The organism is Streptomyces sp. NPDC026515 (assembly GCF_055567595.1).
Window position 1 is genome coordinate 1 of the sequence record NZ_JBVHQD010000032.1, and the last position, 17,044, is coordinate 17,044.

Consider the following 17,044-nt stretch of genomic DNA (forward strand, 5'->3'; position numbering starts at 1 on the left):
CCCGGCGGGAGGCGATGTCGATGACAGTGGCCAGATAGAGCCAGCCCTCCTCGGTCGGGACATAGGTGATGTCGCCGCACCAGCGGGTGTCGACACCGGCTGGGTCGGGATCGAACTGCCGCAAGATGAGATCGGGCCGGGCGGCGGCGCGGGGGTCGGGGATGGTGGTCAGATGCCGTCGTCTGCGGTGGCGGCCCTCCAGGCCCGCCGCTCGCATCAGTCTGGCGATGCGGCGGCGTCCGCAGAGGGCGCCCTCGCGTTTCAGGACGGCATGGATGCGTGGGGCGCCGTAGGTGCCACGGGACTTGGCGTGGACCTCGGTGATCTGCCCGGTCAACTCGGCGTCACGGACCGCCCGCGGACCGGGCCTGCCGGTGCGGCGGGCATAGAAGGCGGTTCGGGAGACCTCCAGCAGTTCACACGCTCGTTTGACGCTGTGACCTGCACGCTTCTCCGCCTCGATGAACGGGTGCACCGTCACCGGGTCTCCTTCGCGAAGAAAGCCGTCGCACGCTTGAGGACCTCCACGTCCTCACGGAGCCGGCGATTCTCCCGCCGCAGCGCGGCCAGCTCCTCGCGTTCGCTGCTGGTCAGGCCGTCGCGTTCGCCCGCGTCGACCTCGGCCTGGCTGACCCACAGCCTCACCGCAGTCTCCGTCAGGTCGAAGTCCTTGGCGATCTGACCGACCGAGCGGTCACCACGCCGGCACAGCTCGACGATCTCGGCCTTGAAGTCCGGCGTGAACGAACGGCGAGGCCGAGGCTTCTTCTTCCCCATGCTCTCCATGATGGACATCCTCCCGGGGCAGAACCCCTGATCTCGGATGTCCGTCAAAGCGGATCAAGCCCACCCTGGAGGAAGTCCGCCTCACGGACATCGAGCACCTGGAGTTCGACCTGTAGCGAACGCACCCCGAACAGCCCACGAGCCCGGTTTGTGACTTGAGAGCTTCGCTTGGCGAGTGAGCGCGTGAGTTGGCTACTGGAGCATCCGGTGTCGACGGCTTGGTGAGCCGGGACAAGAGTCGGCCGGCGCGAGATACGGGGACCTGGTCAAGCAGTACAAGGGCACCAAGGCGGTCGCCCAGATGCTGCGGATCTTCCAGCGCACCGTCGAGCGATACGTGAAGGACCAGATCAAAAAGCCCCGCCCGACCTCGCCTCACGCCTGGAGACCAGTCAAGAAGCGGTGGCAGCCGCCCGCGGCACGTGCCATGTGAGGTGCCGTCAGCGAGGCAGTCCTGATGGCCTACGAGCGGAGGCCCGTCCGCAATCTCCGAGGCGGGCTCTTCTCGATCGGGGCGACACGGCGATGGACCTCACAATTCACCCTCGTGGCACCCGTAGTTGTAGGCGTCGAAGTTCCAACCGAACCGCGTCAGGAAAGGAATCGTTCGATCCTGGTCGTGTCGTAACGGGGTTCTCAGCGGTATATACGCTTTTCTCTTCACGTCTCCCTAGTCACACACACGCGGTGGAAGGCGTGGTGGTTCGTAATGCGAAGGATTGTCGTTTCATCGTTTTTTCTGGGAGCGGTGAGTCTGGGTCTGTCCTGTGGGCTGTCAGGGCCGGTAGCGGCAGCTCACGGGATAAAAGGCGGCGCACTGTCAGGGGTTACGCCCGCAAACGCGCAGCGGGACCCCTCCCTGGCCTCGGTTCGCGGGACCGTCACGGCGAGGAACGGCTTGAGCATCCGCGCCCTGCCGACGGCTCGCTCTGCCGAGCTGGGTCATTACTCCAGGGGCGCGCGGATCGGAATTTGGTGCAAGTCACGCGGCACGAGCGTCGATGGCAACACAACGTGGTACAGGCTTGCGGAACGCTCGGGCTGGGTGGCTGCCCGCTACGTCGAAGTCTCAAGTGCCGTGCCGCTGTGCGGCGAGCCGGGCCCCCAGGGCCCCCAGGGTCCCCAGGGCGAAACCGGACCCGCCGGTCCCGCCGGACCTGCCGGTCCTCAGGGTGAGACCGGGAGTGCCGGTCCTCAGGGTGAGACCGGGACTGCTGGACCCGCCGGTCCTGCCGGTCCTCAGGGTGAGACCGGAACCGCCGGACCTGCCGGTCCTCAGGGTGAGACCGGGAGTGCCGGTCCTCAGGGTGAGACGGGGACTGCTGGACCGGCCGGTCCTGCCGGTCCTCAGGGTGAGACGGGGACTGCTGGACCCGCCGGTCCTGCCGGTCCTCAGGGTGAGACCGGGACTGCCGGACCCCAAGGGCCCTCCGGCACCGCCGACGTCACTCCCGTATTCGGAGAGACGACGACGCTCGGACCGGGGGCGACGACGGCTGTGGTTGCCTTCTGTCCGGTCGGTCAGAAGGCAATTTCCGGCGGTTGGTTGGCGGGCGACGAGGTCATCCCCGTTGGTAGTTTTCGGACTACGAGCTCGAATGCCGACGACAGTTGGACCGTCAATTTCCACAACACCTCGACCACCCAGGAGTACTCCATTACTCCCATTGCCTATTGTGCGCCGTGACGGCGCAGCGATACCGCGGCGTCCGGATCACCTCCACACGGTCCTGCCGGTCGGGGCGAGGGCCGATCAGGGCCCCGGCGTACAGCTACGGCCACAGCGCCTGAGCGCCGGGACTGCAGGCGGTCACCAGGCCTCGTCGTCCCGGTTCCTCGCCTCGCTGGGCGAGGAACCGGGCGAAACCCCGGTCGGCGCGGGCCAGAAGGGCCGGGCCTACCTGACCGTGACGAACGCGTTCGCAGGGCTCCGCCTGCTGCTGATGAGCGACCGGGACAAGGACGCGGAAATCCTCACCCTGCGCCATCAGATCATGGTGCTGGAACGCCAACTCGGCAACGATGGAGTGCGGTTCTCCCCGAGCGACCGTGCGTTCCTGGCGGCGTTGCTCCACCGACTCCCGGTGGAGGCGCTGCGCAGGGTGCGGTTGGTGTCCGGCCGGACACGGTGCTCCGCTGGCACCGGGACCTGGTAGTACGCCGCCACGCCGCCACGTCCCGGCCGAAGCGCCCGCGACGGCCGCGGACCGTGCGTTCCATCCGCGCCCTGGTCCTGCGCCTCGCGCGGGAGAACCCCAGCTGGGGATACCGCTGCATTCACGGCGAACTCCTCGATCTCGGGATCAAGGTGGCCGCCTCCACCGTCTGGGACATCCTCAAGGAGACCGGAATCGACGCGGCGCCCGAACGGACCTCCAGTACCTGGACGGGCTTCCTTCACCCCAAGCCGACGCCCTGCTGGCATGCGACCTCCTGGAGACGGTCACCCCGCCCGGGGCGCGGCTATATGTGTCCGCGGTAATCGAACACGCCGGCCGCCGGACCCGGATCGTCGGCGCCCCCGCACACCCGACCGCCACATGGGGACGCAAGCCGCGTCATGAACCTCGAAGACGCCGGCTGCCGACCCCGGTTCATGATTTGTGACCGCGACGGGAAGTTCCCGCCCTGTTCGACACCATCCTGAACGCCGCGGGGATCGAAGTCGTGCTCAGCGGCGTACGGACGCCGCGGATGAACTCGGTCATGGAAAGGTGGGTGCAGACCTGCCGACGCGAACTGTCGGACCGCACCTTGATATGGAACCAGCGGCACCTGCTCCACGCATTAGGGGAGTTCGAAGACTTCTACACCACCCACCGGCCCATCAGGGCATCGGCAAAGCCCGACCGCTGCACCCGGTGCCGATCAACGATCCGGAGCAGACAACCCACCTCGACGTCCGAAGACGGGAACGACTCGGCAGCATCCGCCACGAGTACCAACATACCGTCTGAGCTGGGCGGATGAGGTTTTCGGCAGGAGCAACGTCAGGAGCACGATGAGCTGGATATGGGTGGGGATCGACAGCGGCAAGGGCCACCATCACGGCCTCGCCCTGGATGCGGACGGCAAGACGCTGCTGTCCCGACGGTTCGCCGACGACGAGCCGGAGCCGCTGAAGCTGATCGGCGATGTCCTGGACCTGGCCGACGACCGATTGGTCACCTGGGCCATCGACATGACCGGCGGGGAACCCGTGCTGCTGCTGGCCCTGCTCGTCCGCCACGGCCAGCAGGTCCTGTACATGCCCGGCCGGCTGGTCAATCGGGCGTCCGACGGCTACCGCGGCCAGGGCAAGACGGACGCCCGTGACACCTACGTCATCGCCGACCACGCCTGGATGCGGCGCGACCTGCGGCCCATCCGCCCCGGCGACGAAGCGGCCATCGAGCTCAAGCTCCTGACCGGCCGCCGGGCCGACCTCGTCGAGGACCGCACCCGCGCGGTCAACCGCCTGCGCGGCACCCTGCTGAGCATGTTCCCGGCCCTGGAGCGGGCCCTGGACATGGCCAACACCGGCCCGCTCAGGATGCTGACGGGCCACCGGACTCCGGCCGCGGTCCGCCGGACCAGTGCCACGCGGCCGACGAAGTGGCTGGCCAACCGCAAGATCCGCAGCGCCAGGTATGTGGGCGAAGCGGCCGTCGAGGCCACTGAGCGACCGCTGTCCCCGGGGAGAAGACCATCGCCAAGCTGGTCCCCACTCCGGCCGAGGAGGTGATGGCCCTCAACGAGCAGATCGCCGAGATGGACAAGTTCATCGAGGGCCGGTTTCGCGAGCACGAGCTTGCCGACATCGTCCTGAGCGTCCGCGGCATCGGCACGACCCTTGGTGCCGAGCTCCTTGCTGCCGTCGGCGGCAGCCTGGATGAGTTCGACTCCCCGGACGCCCTGGCCGCCTTCGCCGGGGTCGCCCCAGCACCACGCGACTCGGGCAAGATCTGCGGCAACCCCGACCGTCCGATCGCCTACCACCGCGCACTCCAGCGGGTCTTCTACACGTCCGTGCTGATCAGCGTCCGCTACGACTCGAACTCGCGGAAGTTCTACGATCGCAAACGCGCCGAAGGCAAGAAGCACGTCAGGCCGTGGTCGCCCTCGCGCGCCGACACGTCGGCGTCATCTGGGCTCTCATCCGTGACCGACGGTGCTACGAAATGACACCACCGGTGACGACGGCGGCTTGACAACACCAACAAGAGGCAAGAATGCCTCGGCCGCTCAGATGCCGGGGGGCGCGGTCCGGGTGTAGGCCAGTCCCGCGCTGGTGCCGCCGGGGCTGATGACGGTGACCTGGACGGTTCCCGCCGATCCGGGAGGGGCGGTGGCGGTGATCTGTGTGGGGGACACGATCGTGAACGCAGTTGCTGTGGTGCCGAAGCGGACTGTTGTCACGTCGCCGAGGTTGGTTCCGGTGAGTGTCACGGTCGTGCCCCCCGTAGATGGTCCTTCATTGGGCGACAGGCTCGTCAGGGTGGGCAGCGCGACGTATTGGAAGGCAGCCCCTCCTCCGGTGCCGCCTGGGGTGATGACCGTGATCTGGGCGAACCCCGTGGATCCGGGAGGGGAGGTGGCAGTGATCTGTGTGGCCGACACGACCGAGAACGCAGCTGCTGTGGCACCGAAACGGACGGTCGTGGCGTTGAGCAGGTTGTTTCCGGTGAGTGTCACCGTGGTGCCGCCCCCGGTGGGTCCTTGGCCGGGAGAAACGGCTGTCAGGGTCGGCAGCGCGACGTAGTAGTAGGCCAGCCCTGCGCTGGTGCCGCCAGGGCTGGTGACGGTGACCTGGGCAGGTCCCGGCGTTCCGGCAGGGGCCGAGGGGGCGACGGAGCTGATCTGCGTGGCGGACAGGACCGAGTACGCCGCCGTTACAGTGCCGAAGCGCACTGTTGTCGCTGGGCTGAAGTTGGTCCCCGTGAGTGTCACCAGGGTGCCGCCCATCATGGGTCCTTGACCGGGAGACACGGCTGTCAGGGTCGGCACCGCGACGTAGGAGTAGCTCAGCCCACCGCTGGTGCCGCCGGGGCTGATGGCGGTGACCTGGACGGTTCCCTCGGTTCCGGGAGGGGCGGTGGCGGTGATCTGTGTGGGGGACACGATCGTGAACGCAGTTGCTGTGGTGCCGAAGCGGACTGTTGTCACGTCGCCGAGGTTGGTTCCGGTGAGTGTCACCGTGGTGCCGCCCGCGGTCGGTCCTTGATTGGGAGACAGGCCTGTCAGGGCAGGTGTCGTCATGGTGCCTCTTCGCAGCGGTGGACGGATACGGCCATAAGGGGTGGGGCAACGGTGACGGCCCGGGCGCCTTCCGGGGTGCACGGGCCGCCTGCTCGCCCGGCATGCGCCGGGAAGAGAGCGTCAATCAGGTACCGGGGCCCGCCACCGCCTGCCACCACCCATCACGCAGGCTCCGACCAGACGGGAGGACGCTCGCGGTCTGGTCGGGACCGGCCAGGCGGGTCGAACCCCCGGCCCGGGATGACTTCCGGACCGGGGGCCTTGGGGGCGGGCGCGGCACCCTGTGCGGTCAGCGCGTCCGCCCCGGGGCGGGACGACGGTCGCCGGCTGTGGCCGGCTCGCCCCTGAGGGGCGGTCAGATGCCGGGTCCTGTGATGTAGGTGTACCCGTCCGCGGCAGTCGCGCTGCCCGCGTCGTTGGTCACGACGACGTCGACGGCACCGGCCGCCCCGGGGGGCGTGACGGCCGACACCGCGGTGTCGGAGAGCACGGTGAAGGGTGCCGGGTTCCCGTCGAAGGTGACCTCGCTCGTGCTGGTGAGACCGGTGCCGGCCACGGTCACGGTCGTGCCGCCCGTCGTCGGCCCCGACGCGGGGGTGACCGTCGTGACCGTCGGGGCGGCGACGTAGGTGTACGAGAGCCCGTTGTTGGTGCCGCCCGCCGTGGTGACGCTGACTCCCACCGAGCCTGCGGCGCCGGCCGGTGCGGCGACCGTGATCTGGCCATCGGACACGACCGTCGGTACCGCCGTGTTGGCGCCGAAGGCGACGCTGCTGGCAGTGGACAGGCCGGTGCCGTTGATGGTCACGGTCCCGCCGCCTGCGGTGGACCCTGAGGACGGACTGAGGGACTGCTTGAACGGCGCTCCGACGTAGTAGAAGGGGATGGGGTTGCTCGTCCCTCCCGGGGTGATCACGGTGACGCCGACCGAGCCGTTGCCGGACGGGGAGACTGCGGTGACCTGGGTGGGCGAGACGTTGGTGACGGCGGTGGCGGACCGGGTACCGAAGCGCACGGCGGTGGTGCCGCTGAGGCCGGTGCCGGTGATGGTGACGAGTGTGCCGCCGCCACTTGATCCTTGGTTCGGGCTGATGGGCATGAGAGGTTCCTCCTCACCCGCAATGCGGTACATTGCGAGCAGTGATGGGACGTTCGGGTTCGGGTTCGCGTGCGTCTCGGGTGATTGCGACTCGGCTCGCGTGTCCACTGGCCAGGTCGTAGTTCGATGGCCCTGCGCAGTTGCTGGCTTGGCGGTATCGGCCGTCTGCCTGATACGCAGGGCCATCGACGAACACCCCTGATCCGGCGCCGGATCAACGACTCGCTCGCATCCGCTCGAAGAGTCGTACATCCATCGAAGCGGACAACTCCGATTAACCCATTCGGGTGGCATGTCCACAAGCTCTCTGACAAGATGCCAGCCATTCAGTCGAGCGCTCGGTGGGTACATGCGGAGCATTAACGGCGCACGTGTGAATAGCTGTTAGTACTATCTGCAGAACTGGAATTAGCCTGGGCCGCCCCAGCGGTTCCCGCGGTCCGCTCGCCTCGAAGCGTGGGGGCCTCCCACTGCGGGGCGTGTCTGATGTGCAACAGAAATCGAACACGCTCTAATGGAGTCATGTCGCGAAACAGCTTCCCCGACGACTTGGTGCAGATACAGGGCGACTGGATTTGCACGTACGAGGAGCTCGCCCTCCGTTCCGGGGATTGAGGAACATCCGTGTCAGATCGTGCGCTGTGGATCCGTAGGCTCTGGCGGGCGGCTGCCGGAGCGTCGACAGCCGGACCGGTCTGAAATCCCCCCACGGACAACACCCCAATATCTGCGGTAAAGGGCAGCGAATTGCATCTAGGGCGTGTTTGAGGTGTGGTCACAACGCCTGCCGTATGAGGGTGAGTTGGACGGTCGACTTGTAGCGGACGGCGAGCTTGATGCCGGGTGAACGCTGCCGATGTGTACTGGCCAGGTTCAACCAGCGCACGTCCCTTTCCCGGGCACCGGGAAAGCCGGCGACGAGCCGGCAGCCGTCCTTTGGTACAGATGGCGTCAGCCGTCGCGGGAGGCGTACTCGCTGGACGCCGGACACGATCTTGCCGCGTACCGCCCCGCCCCTGCCACGCCTCAGTCGGGACGCTGTTCCCACTCGTCCCCTCGGGGCCCGGCACGAAGCCAGGCGGATACCAGGCTTGCTCCGACGACTGGGCGGTCGTCCCGCTCGCCTCCCCAGCGTGCTCGAAGGTCATCACCCAGCGTTCCCTGGGGCGCGACGGATCCACGTGGATCCCGGCCAGTGTCCAGCCTTCGGACTCGATCACCGAGGTGGAGCGGTCCTGGATCTGCTGAATCGCACTGTTCAGTCAGTGAACGTAAGTGGTTTCGCCTCGCTGCCGAGCTGTGATTGCGCCCTGAGTCATGCGCTTACGCCCCCACTTTTGCAAGATCCCCATGATTGCCCCTCCCCGCCTGGCCGGGCCCCACGGCCCGATCACGGGGACGATAGCGGTACGTCACCTCCGCTCCTGATCGGGGTAGGCGCATTGACTTGTGGCGACATTGAGGCGCGTGCATTGGGTTTCACCGGACGTAGCCACGCGTCGCGCGGGTCGCGGCCTGGCCGTCCCGCCCATCCGCCTTCCAACTGGTGCGACCGTCCTGGCAGGCGACCCGGTGCCTCGTTTGCCGGGCCCGCTGCCAGGACGGTCTTCAGGGAGGTGGTTCCTGCCTGCATTGCACCGTCCCACGGCGGCACGGCAGGGCAGGTCACGCGGACTGCTGCGGCAGGGTGTTCGTCCCCGTCTGACGCCACCGTCCCGAGCGGGACCTGGAAATGGTTCTCGTGTCGCCGCGATGGCCCGGGAAGATCCTCAGAACCGCCGCTTCGGCGCCCCTCACCACGGATACCGGCTTCATTCGCCCCTGTCGGAGGCGGCGATCTGCTCCACAGGGCAACTGCACAGCGTCACTCTTCCCGCGTCCCACCGGGACTTCCTCAGTATGGTCGCCGGCGGCGGGGCGGGACCGGATTGCGGGCTGCTGGGCCTGGCGGAGACAGTGGACGAGGAAGAGGCCCTGCACGACGTTCGGGCCGAGTGCGTGCGAGTCGGCTTCCTGGCTTGCCCCGTTCCCGCATACCAAGGACCGGCCGGGGCCGGGCAGAGGAGGCGACAGCGACTACTCGGTCGCGGTGACGCTCGTCCTCGGTGAGATCGGATGCGGCATGTTCTCTCGCCTCGTCGTCACGGGCAGAAATGCCGGACAAGTGTGGCTCGACGACTCGTCGTGGGGCGGTCCGGCCTAAGGACCGGACTTCCATGACTGGTACACCGTATGGCTGGCATCTCAGTAGATCTCGAAGTCGAGTGGGATCGCTCGAATCGACGGCGCCGGATCAACAGAGGCTGGGCGAGGGCCACCCTAGATCAGATCACTGGAATCGGGACTTGCTGTGCGCAGGTGCTGATCCGGGTTCGTTCAGGTTCGGACCAACCGCTCGCGATGATCGAACCGTGACGGCTGATCTGAGCGGGCTCGGCGAGCCCGTAGTGCTGGAACAGGTAACTGATGAGCAGCGACGCAGACCGCACGAGGCCGACCTGGCGAGACCCGGCAAGGTCAGCGGGTTGCTGATCAAGACGCTCCTGCCGGACATGGCCACGCATGACGACGATGTGACACTGCTCCTGATCGGCCTGCCCATGCCGAAGGGAGAGTGCTTTCGTACCTGATCTCCGCGATGGCGGTCTTCTTCGGCCTCGGCGTGGCACAGTGCCCGTGCCGGCCCCGACGCGGGTGGCACCGGCCGCCGACGGCGACCGGAATCTGTAGATTTGTAGGGATCACGACTGTCGGTCGTGCGGTTGTAGTCCCGTGCTCATTCACCTCGCAGGCGAGGCATCATGTCCGACTTGAGTGCGCCGATCGTGGCCACGTTCCTCGTGTACGTGGCCGTCATGATCGGAACCGGTGTCTGGGCCTACCGCCGTACGCACACCTTCGCCGACTTCGCCCTTGGCGGCCGCAGGCTCCCCGCGTTCGTCGCTGCCCTGTCCGCAGGAGCGAGCGACATGTCCGGCTGGCTGTTCCTGGCGTTCCCCGGCGCGGTGTATGCGGCCGGTATCGGGGCCAGCTGGATCGCGATCGGCCTGGTGCTCGGTACATATTTCAACTGGCTGTTCGTCGCGCCGAGGCTGCGCACCTACACGGAGCGCGCCGGGAACGCGGTAAGCCTGTCGGCCTACCTGGAGGAGCGGTTCGAGGACCGCACCCGGATGCTCCGGATGGTCTCGGCTGCGGTGACCCTCGTGTTCTTCACCGTTTACGTCGCCAGTGGGCTGGTGGCCGGCGGGCTACTGTTCGGGCGCATCTTCGGTGCCGGGTTCGGGCTCGGGGTGGCCCTGACCGCCCTGGTGATCGTCGTCTACTCCTGCCTGGGCGGCTTCCTGGCTGTGAGCCTGACGCACGTCATGCAGGCCACGCTGATGTTCCTCGCCCTGCTCGTGCTCCCCGTCGTCGGTATCGCGACGCTCGGCGGCCTCGGTGCGCTTCGTGACGCCCTCGACAGCAAAACGCCCAGCCTGTTGGACATGGGTGCCACGGTCGACTTCGCGAATGGACGGTGGTCGGGAGGCGTCGGGCCGCTCGGCGCCGTCTCGATCATCTCGTTGCTCTCATGGGGCCTCGGCTATTTCGGGCAGCCGCACATCCTGGCCCGGTTCATGGGCATCCGGAGTACCAGTGCCGTACCCGCGGCCCGTCGGATCGAGACCGGGTGGGTGGTCGTGGTGCTGGCCGGTGCCACAGTGGTCGGCCTGCTGGGCATCGCGCAGTTCGGCACGCCGCTCCATGACCCGCAGACGGTGTACATCGCTCTGAGCCGGACGCTGTTCAGTCCGTGGGGCGCCGGTGTGATGCTGATCGCGGTGCTCGCCGCGATCATCTCGACCGCGGACAGTCAGCTCCTCGTCTCGTCCGTCGCCCTCACGGAGGACTTCTACCACGCGTTCCTCAAGCGGCGCGCCTCGGACGAGGCACTGGTGTGGGTGGGTCGCGCCGTCGTCGTCGTCGTGACCCTCGTGGCCTCCGTGATCGCGCTCAGGGGCGGCGGGCTGCTCGGGATCGTGGGGTACGCCTGGGCGGGCTTCGGGGCCGCTTTCGGCCCGGTGGTCCTGCTCTCGCTGTACTGGCCGCGCATGACCTGGGCAGGGGCCATGGCCGGGATCGTGTCCGGCGCAGTCACGGTGCTCCTGTGGCGTGTGGTCAAGCCGCTGCACGGCCCCTTCTGGTCGGGCGTCTACGAGATGATTCCGGGCGTCCTGGTCGCCACCGTCGCGGCACTGATCTTCGGCAGGTTCGTTGGTCGGCCCCCGAAACGGGCCTTCTGGCGGATGCCGGGCGGCGGGGTGAGCCAGCTGATGCTCACACCCTTCCTCAGCCACGCACCGGTCGGTATCGCCGTCCTCGACACGGATCTGCGGTACGTCTGGGTGAACGAGCCACTGGCCCGCCAGATCCCCCTCAAACGGCGGCTGGGACGGCGGATGGCGGAGGTCCTGCCGCAAGCCGAGGCCGATGCCTTCGAGGAGCAGATGCGCGAGGTTCTTCGCACCGGTGCTCCGGTGATGGACTACGAGTACCGAGGTGCCGGCTACGCGGTGCACGATCGGAGTCGCGCGATCTCCGCCTCCTTCTTCGCGATGAAGGACCGCCACGACCGGAACGTGGGCATCTGGTACATGATCATCGACGTCACCGAGCGATGGCGGGCCCAGGAACGTCTGGCGCTGCTCAACGACGCCGCTGCCCGTATCGGAAGCACCCTGGACGTGACGCGGACCGCGCAGGAACTGGCCGACGACGCTGTACCGGCCGTCGCCGACTTCGTCGCCGTCGACCTGCTGGACTCGGTCATGAGGGGTGAGGAGCCGGCACCCGGGCCGATCGGCATGGCGCCCGTCATCCGACGGGCGGCGCAGCAGTCGGTACGCGAGGGCTGTCCCGAGGCAGCCCTGGCCGTGGGGGAGACGGTCCGGCGAGCCCCGTCGTCGCCCGTGACCCGCTGTCTGATGGAGAGCAGGACGCTGGTCGAACGGGTCTTGGACCGCACCGACAGCCCGTGGGTGACCGTGGACGAGACGCTGGGCGCCTCGTTCCTGGACTACGACTTCCGCTCGGCGATGGTGGTCCCGGTGCGGGCACGCGGCGTCACCCTGGGCGTGGCGACCTTCGCCCGATCACGGAGGCTGGGGCCCTTCGAGGAGGACGACGTACGTCTGGCCGAGGAACTCGTCTCCCGTGCCGCGGTGTGCATCGACAACGCACGCCGTTTCACCCGCGAACGCACCGCAGCCCGCTCCATGCAGCGCTACCTGCTTCCGCAAGACCTGACGGGAGGGTCCGCTCTCGCCGTGGCCTCGTGGTACCTCCCGGCCGATGCCCCCAGCGGTGTGGGCGGCGACTGGTTCGACGTGATCCCGCTTTCCGGGGCAAGGGTCGCGCTGGTCGTCGGTGACGTGGCCGGGCACGGTATCAACGCGGCGGCGACGATGGGCCGCCTGCGCGTTGCGGTACGCACGCTCGCCAACCTCGACCTCTCTCCGGACGAACTGCTGGCCCATCTGGACGATCTGGTAATCGGCCTCATGGGAGCGCACGACATGGATGCGCCGTTGGAGGCCGAGGGTGAGGCGACGGGCACCGCGTTCCTGGGCGCCACCTGCCTGTACGCCGTCTACGACCCGGTCAGCAGGCGGTGCACCATGGCCCGGGCCGGTCACCTCCCCCCGATGATCGTCGCTCCCGACGGCGCCGCCGACATTCTGGACCTGCCCGCCGGACCACCGCTCGGCCTCGGCTACCTCCCCTTCGAGTCCATTGAGACCGAGCTGGAAGACGGCAGCCTCATCGCCCTCTACACCGACGGCCTCATCGAGTCCGTCGACCGGGACATCGACGTCGGGCTCTCCCGGCTGGGCGATGCCCTCACGGCGCCCCCGCCGACCCTGACGGGCACCGGCCAACGAGTGATCGACAGCCTGCTGACGAGTCCGCCTGCCGACGACGCGGCCCTGCTTCTCGCCCGGACCCGGGTCCTGGCCCCGGACCGCGTCGCCTCCTGGGACCTGCCCAGCGATCCGGCCGCCGTCGCGCACGCCCGCGACCTCGCGGCTCACAAACTGACGGAGTGGGGCATCCCCGATCTGACGTTCACCACGGAACTCATCGTCAGCGAACTGGTGACCAACGCCATCCGCCACGCGACCGGGCCGGTCTGCCTGCGCCTCATCCGGGACCGCGGTCTGATCTGCGAAGTCTCCGATGCCAGCAGCACCTCGCCCCGCCTGCGCCACGCACGTACCACCGACGAGGGGGGACGGGGCCTGCTGATCGTTGCCCAGGTGGCCCGCCGGTGGGGCACTCGTTACACGAAGACCGGCAAGGTCATCTGGACGGAGCAGGTCATTGCGGCCGACGCGATCGACTAGTGTCCCGCGCCGGGAATTCGTTCGCGATATGTCGCGACACGCTGGAGGATCTCGTCGGCGTCCTTGGTCCAGATGAACGGCTTCGGGTTGTGTTCCACTGGGCGATCCAGGCGCGGAAGCCGCGCTCCAGGGCCTGGAGGTTCCTGTGCACTGCGCGGCGTGTCCGCTTGTCCGTCAGCAGGCCGAACCACCGCTCGACCTGGTTGGGCCAGGACGAGTAGGTGGGCGTGAAGTGCATGTGGAAGCGGGGGTGGGCCTGAAGCCACTTGCGGACCGTGGGCGCCTTGTGGGTGCTGTAGTTGTCGCGGACCAGGTGGACGTCGAGGTGCTCGGGGACCTCCTTGTCCAGCTTGGCAAGGAACTTCTTGAACTCCGCTGCCCGGTGGCGACGGTGGATGGAGCTGATCACCTCGCCGGTGGCCACGTCCGGCGCGGCGAACAGGGTGGTATGCCGTGGCGGACGTAGTCGTGGGTCCACCGCTCGGGCATGCCCGGCATCATCGGCAGCACCGGAGCCGAGCGATCCAGCGCCTGGATCTGTGACTTCTCGTCGACGCACAGGACCAGTGCCTTCTCCGGCGGGTCGAGGTAGAGGCCGACGATGTCGCGGACCTTGTCGATGAACTGCGGATCGTTGGACAGCTTGAAGGTGTCCACCTGGTGCGGCTTGAGTCCGAACGTGCGACAGATCCGCCCCACGGTGGACTTCGACAAGCCGCTCTCCGCCGCCATGGAGGCTCCAGGAAACGGCGGCGCCACTTGCCCGCCGTCTGCGGCCAGATGCCGAGTTCGGCGGCCACCTGCTGGTTCGACTTTCCCTCCGCGCCACCCAGCACGATCCGGCACCGCTGAGCCAGTGCCTGAGCCGAGGTCGCCCGCCGCGACCCGCGCACCAGTGTCCCCCGCGCTCGTCGTCGGTCAACGTCACCTCGGCCACCGGCCGTCCCGGCCGTCCCGGGCTACACATATTCAACGAACTTCAGGCGCAGGACACTAGATGATCAATTCCAAGGGATGCCTGCGGAAGGTGTGGGGTGGGCGGCGGCCGAAGCCACCGCGAGACGGTCAGGGGGCGGGCGGCCGGCCCTCGTCGTCGAGCTGTCAGTCAGAGAGGGCCCTCCAGCCTCTGGCGGCAGATCTGGTCGAACAATCCGCAGGAGAGGCTGAACAAGGAGATCCGCCGCCGCACCGACGTGGTCGGCGTCTTCCCCGACCGCACCGCGCTGATCCGCCTGGTCGGCGCGGTCCTGGCGGAGCAGAACGACGAGTGGACCGAGGCCCGCCGCTACATGGGACTCGAACTCCTCGCCAAGGCCGTCTCCACCCGGTCGAGTCAGAAACCGACGAGACCGCCCTGCCCACCGAACTCACCGCATAACCTCAAAGACGAGATCACCGAGTGGCCGTCGATACACCACTCCAGCGGACGTGACCCTGCCTGCCTGATCCGTCCCCGCCGGCGCCGCCGGCCGCGAAGCTGCCGGACCATCCGGCCTACCGGCAGATCATGGCGGTGTTCGCCGTGGCCGACGCCCCGCTGCGAGCACGGACGGTCTGCGAGGCGATGGTTCTGGAGATCGCGCCCAGCAACGTCAACAACGTACGGCTGAAGCTGAAGCGGCTGGTCGAACCCGGGATCCTGACCGAGCCCGAGCAGGGGTTGTTCACCCAGCCACGGCCATAGCCACCCGGAGAGGCCACCGCCAGCCCAGCCGCAAGCACGAAACGGACAGCACGTCGCTTACCGCCGTCTGAAGAACACGATCGAACAGGATCACGGGGACGCAGACCCCCGCCTCGCCAGGTCCACTGCCGTGCGGACGCCGGCGGCGTACTCCGCCGGGCGCTCCCAGGCCGCGAAGTGACCGCCGGCGAACTCCTCCGTCCAGGAACGGACGTCGAAGAAGCGTGCCGCGAACTCGCGGGGCGCGTTGACGAGGTCCTTGGGGAAGATCGTGAAAGCCGTGGGGACGTCGATGCGTCCGGCCCCGGCCGGTTTCGACCCGCTCTCGGCGTAGGGGGTGAAGGAGGTGCCGATGGCGCCACTGACCCAGTACGCGGTGATCCACGTGAGCAACTGGTCCCGGGTGAACACCCTTTCCACATCTCCGCCGCAGTCGGTCCAGGCCCGCATCTTCTCCAGGATCCAGGCGGCCAGGCCCGCGGGCGAGTCACCGAGTGCCACCGACAACGTGTGCGGTTTGGTGGCCTGTTCGTGCATGTAACCGCCCTCCGTGGCTTGCCAGTGACGACCGTGCCGGACGTACGCCCGCTCCGCGTCTGACAGGTCCGTCGGCGGGTCCACCAGGAAGCGGTACTGCGACACGTCCGTCAGGTGCAGGGCGGCGACGCGGTCGGGGTGAGCGGCGGCCAGCGCCTCGGCGACGTCGCAGCCCACATCACCGGCGGACACGACATAGCGCTCGTAGCCGATCTCGGCCATCGCGTTCGCAACCGCTTCGGCCATGTCCCCGGACGACATGCCGCGGCGGGCGACCGGGGCGGCGAACGGGAAGCCGGGCAGGGCCGGGACGACCACGTGGAGGTCGGACAGCAGGGGCCAGACCCTCTCGAACCGCAGGACGGAGTCGGGCCATCCGTGCAGGAGCACCACCGGGACCGCGTCGGTGTGCGCCGCCCGCAGATGCATCGCCCGCACCGGTGCGTCGCCCCGACCGGCGAGGACCCAGGGCAGGGCGCGGAGCCGAACTTCGTGCTCGCGCCAGTCGTAGGAGTGGGCCCAGTAGGAGATGAGGTCCGCGAGATAGTCGCCGTCGACACCGCGCGCCCAGCCGAACCCGGTGGGGACGGCGACCCGGCGGTAGCCGCGCAGGCGCAGGCGCAGGTCGTCGAGCACCGACTGCTCCACGGCGGGGGCAGCGGCCTGTTCCGTGCTGGTCATACTCGGTCGATCCTCTCGTTCGTCTGAAGCGTGTCTCAAGTCCGCATCCCGGTGATGCCCAGAACGCACTCTGAGAGGCGTCTGCCCCGGAGGGCGTATGGGGTACCCCGAGACGATCGGTCACCCAGGTGGTGACCAGGCGGTGGCGCTGCCGAACCAGCGGGCAGCAGCGCGGGAGAGCGCGCCGCGGTCGGGATCGAGGCCATCGGCCCAGGCGACGACGTCGGGGCGGACGACGAGGGCACCGCACCCCAGTCGCGACTACGGTTCACCCACTGTCGGCACGAAAGCCACCGCGAAACGGATCTACGACTACGACTACACCGACGGCACCTGAAGACCAAACGGAGCGCACGCCAAATGCACGGACGAGCAGGTTTCACCCTGCTTCGGCACTGCATCCTCCTCGGATAGCGGTACGCTCCGTCACCACCGAATGGGAGACAGAGCCGTTGAATTGACACACCCGTCACCCACGGTAATCGCAATGAACTGCGCGGTTCCGCGGTGATCGGCCCGCCTCGGTGGAGAGATCCTGGCTGCCGTCAGGCGGATGGGGGCGTCGGCGAGGCTGAGCCACCAGTTGGCTTCCTCTGCGATGAGGGGGCCGGATCGGAAGGAGCGGGTGAGCGT

The 17,044-nt window shown here is 68.1% G+C and carries 11 protein-coding genes and 4 pseudogenes; 8 read left to right on the forward strand and 7 right to left on the reverse strand.

Annotated features, from left to right (window positions below; all coding sequences use genetic code 11):
* Both ACZ4O3_RS40590 and ACZ4O3_RS40595 read right to left on the reverse strand, forming a co-directional pair.
* Positions 1–481 (reverse strand): IS3 family transposase (locus ACZ4O3_RS40590; protein ID WP_467727320.1); only part of this gene is annotated, 481 nt, incomplete at its 3' end.
* Positions 478–786: a transposase gene (locus ACZ4O3_RS40595; RefSeq protein ID WP_467727322.1), complete on the reverse strand. Its 309-nt coding sequence runs from the start codon at positions 784–786 to the stop codon at positions 478–480. The genes ACZ4O3_RS40595 and ACZ4O3_RS40590, both read right to left, overlap by 4 nt.
* Positions 787–988: 202 nt before the next feature.
* Here ACZ4O3_RS40595 and ACZ4O3_RS40600 point away from each other — a divergent pair.
* The 4 genes and pseudogenes from ACZ4O3_RS40600 to ACZ4O3_RS40615 all read left to right on the forward strand — a co-directional run.
* Positions 989–1,198: pseudogene (locus tag ACZ4O3_RS40600) on the forward strand (telomere-protecting terminal protein Tpg); the annotation flags it as partial.
* Between the two features lie 1,255 nt (positions 1,199–2,453).
* On the forward strand, positions 2,454–2,942 hold the full coding sequence (locus tag ACZ4O3_RS40605) for a hypothetical protein (protein ID WP_467727323.1): 489 nt from the start codon (positions 2,454–2,456) through the stop codon (positions 2,940–2,942).
* Positions 2,943–2,995: 53 nt separating this feature from the next.
* Positions 2,996–3,268 (forward strand): hypothetical protein, encoded by a 273-nt coding sequence (locus ACZ4O3_RS40610; RefSeq protein ID WP_467727325.1) that lies wholly within the window; start codon positions 2,996–2,998, stop codon positions 3,266–3,268.
* A gap of 519 nt (positions 3,269–3,787) precedes the next feature.
* A pseudogene (locus ACZ4O3_RS40615) lies at positions 3,788–4,976 on the forward strand (IS110 family RNA-guided transposase).
* 34 nt (positions 4,977–5,010) lie between these two features.
* Here the strand turns inward: ACZ4O3_RS40615 and ACZ4O3_RS40620 are convergent.
* Together ACZ4O3_RS40620 and ACZ4O3_RS40625 are read right to left on the reverse strand one after the other, a co-directional pair.
* Positions 5,011–6,024, reverse strand: a complete 1,014-nt coding sequence (locus tag ACZ4O3_RS40620; protein ID WP_467727327.1) for an IPT/TIG domain-containing protein — start codon at positions 6,022–6,024, stop codon at positions 5,011–5,013.
* Positions 6,025–6,379: 355 nt separating this feature from the next.
* Positions 6,380–7,123, reverse strand: coding sequence for an IPT/TIG domain-containing protein (locus ACZ4O3_RS40625; protein WP_362713887.1), 744 nt, complete (start codon positions 7,121–7,123; stop codon positions 6,380–6,382).
* 2,411 nt (positions 7,124–9,534) lie between these two features.
* On the opposite strand from ACZ4O3_RS40625, the gene ACZ4O3_RS40630 reads away from it, so the two are divergent.
* Both ACZ4O3_RS40630 and putP read left to right on the forward strand, forming a co-directional pair.
* Positions 9,535–9,753, forward strand: a complete 219-nt coding sequence (locus ACZ4O3_RS40630) for a hypothetical protein (RefSeq protein ID WP_362713884.1) — start codon at positions 9,535–9,537, stop codon at positions 9,751–9,753.
* 171 nt (positions 9,754–9,924) lie between these two features.
* Complete coding sequence (gene putP, locus ACZ4O3_RS40635) at positions 9,925–13,509, forward strand: sodium/proline symporter PutP (RefSeq protein ID WP_467727329.1); 3,585 nt, start codon at positions 9,925–9,927, stop codon at positions 13,507–13,509.
* Here the strand turns inward: putP and ACZ4O3_RS40640 are convergent.
* Positions 13,506–14,476 (reverse strand): annotated as a pseudogene (locus ACZ4O3_RS40640) (IS630 family transposase). The gene putP and the pseudogene ACZ4O3_RS40640 overlap by 4 nt on opposite strands.
* Before the next feature lie 148 nt (positions 14,477–14,624).
* Between ACZ4O3_RS40640 and ACZ4O3_RS40645 the strand changes: the two are divergent.
* Together ACZ4O3_RS40645 and ACZ4O3_RS40650 are read left to right on the forward strand one after the other, a co-directional pair.
* Positions 14,625–14,822: pseudogene (locus ACZ4O3_RS40645) on the forward strand (transposase); the annotation flags it as partial.
* 194 nt (positions 14,823–15,016) lie between these two features.
* A complete protein-coding gene (locus ACZ4O3_RS40650) occupies positions 15,017–15,193 on the forward strand; it encodes a hypothetical protein (protein WP_467727330.1) in 177 nt (58 codons plus the stop codon).
* 90 nt (positions 15,194–15,283) lie between these two features.
* Here the strand turns inward: ACZ4O3_RS40650 and ACZ4O3_RS40655 are convergent, their stop codons facing one another.
* Positions 15,284–16,411 carry an epoxide hydrolase family protein gene (locus ACZ4O3_RS40655; RefSeq protein ID WP_467727331.1) on the reverse strand — a complete coding sequence of 376 codons (1,128 nt, stop codon included), beginning with the start codon at positions 16,409–16,411 and terminating at the stop codon, positions 15,284–15,286.
* Positions 16,412–16,531: 120 nt separating this feature from the next.
* Positions 16,532–16,666, reverse strand: coding sequence for an aromatic-ring hydroxylase C-terminal domain-containing protein (locus ACZ4O3_RS40660; RefSeq protein WP_362713891.1), 135 nt, complete (start codon positions 16,664–16,666; stop codon positions 16,532–16,534).
* Positions 16,667–17,044: the final 378 nt, after the last annotated feature.

Bases quoted from the DNA above. Each gene is read 5' to 3' on its own strand.
- ACZ4O3_RS40595 (WP_467727322.1), bottom strand. From the start codon at position 786: ATGGAGAGCATGGGGAAGAAGAAGCCTCGGCCTCGCCGTTCGTTCACG.
- ACZ4O3_RS40620 (WP_467727327.1), bottom strand. From the start codon at position 6,024: ATGACGACACCTGCCCTGACAGGCCTGTCTCCCAATCAAGGACCGACC.
- ACZ4O3_RS40625 (WP_362713887.1), bottom strand. From the start codon at position 7,123: ATGCCCATCAGCCCGAACCAAGGATCAAGTGGCGGCGGCACACTCGTC.
- putP (WP_467727329.1), top strand. From the start codon at position 9,925: ATGTCCGACTTGAGTGCGCCGATCGTGGCCACGTTCCTCGTGTACGTG.
- ACZ4O3_RS40650 (WP_467727330.1), top strand. From the start codon at position 15,017: ATGGCGGTGTTCGCCGTGGCCGACGCCCCGCTGCGAGCACGGACGGTC.
- ACZ4O3_RS40655 (WP_467727331.1), bottom strand. From the start codon at position 16,411: ATGACCAGCACGGAACAGGCCGCTGCCCCCGCCGTGGAGCAGTCGGTG.